This is a genomic window from Bacillus sp. P4_D3, assembly GCF_056401855.1.
This window is the reverse complement of sequence record NZ_JBFUIN010001186.1, coordinates 1-710: the sequence shown is the minus strand read 5'-3', so window position 1 is coordinate 710 and position 710 is coordinate 1. Positions and strand designations below refer to the sequence as shown.

The 710-nt window shown below is 47.5% G+C and carries 4 tRNA genes and 2 rRNA genes; all 6 read left to right on the top strand.

The annotated features are described in order from the left end of the window. Window positions 1-166: ribosomal RNA gene (locus AC1DTM_RS30160) — 23S ribosomal RNA — on the top strand; the annotation flags it as partial. Window positions 167-257: 91 nt separating this feature from the next. Beyond that, window positions 258-373 (top strand): 5S ribosomal RNA (gene rrf / locus AC1DTM_RS30155). Between the two features lie 9 nt (window positions 374-382). Beyond that, window positions 383-457, top strand: a tRNA-Asn gene (locus AC1DTM_RS30150). Between the two features lie 4 nt (window positions 458-461). Further along, window positions 462-534: transfer RNA gene (locus AC1DTM_RS30145), tRNA-Thr, on the top strand. 22 nt (window positions 535-556) lie between these two features. Next, window positions 557-628, top strand: a tRNA-Glu gene (locus tag AC1DTM_RS30140). 8 nt (window positions 629-636) lie between these two features. Next, window positions 637-709: transfer RNA gene (locus AC1DTM_RS30135), tRNA-Val, on the top strand. Window position 710: the final 1 nt, after the last annotated feature.

The window sequence follows — 710 nt, the reverse complement described above, 5'->3', positions numbered from 1 at the left end:
AGGGATAAGTGCTGAAAGCATCTAAGCATGAAGCCCCCCTCAAGATGAGATTTCCCATAGCGTAAGCTAGTAAGATCCCTGAAAGATGATCAGGTTGATAGGTTCGAGGTGGAAGCATGGTGACATGTGGAGCTGACGAATACTAATAGATCGAGGACTTAACCATATAATATGAAGCAAATGTTATCTAGTTTTGAAGGAATATATATTTAAAATTCCTTTGGACATTCTGAAAAGAATGTGTATAATGATAAAAGTCTGGTAATGATGGCAGAGAGGTCACACCCGTTCCCATACCGAACACGGAAGTTAAGCTCTCTAGCGCCGATGGTAGTTGGGACCTTGTCCCTGTGAGAGTAGGACGTTGCCAGGCTTATATTATTCCGCAGTAGCTCAGCGGTAGAGCTATCGGCTGTTAACCGATCGGTCGTAGGTTCGATTCCTACCTGCGGAGCCATTATGCTTCCATAGCTCAGCTGGTAGAGTACTTCCATGGTAAGGAAGAGGTCACCGGTTCAAGCCCGGTTGGAAGCTTGGGAAAAGTTTTTATTTTTTTGGCCCGTTGGTCAAGTGGTTAAGACACCGCCCTTTCACGGCGGTAACACGGGTTCGAATCCCGTACGGGTCATCACTTTTGGAGGATTAGCTCAGCTGGGAGAGCACCTGCCTTACAAGCAGGGGGTCGGCGGTTCGATCCCGTCATCCTCCAC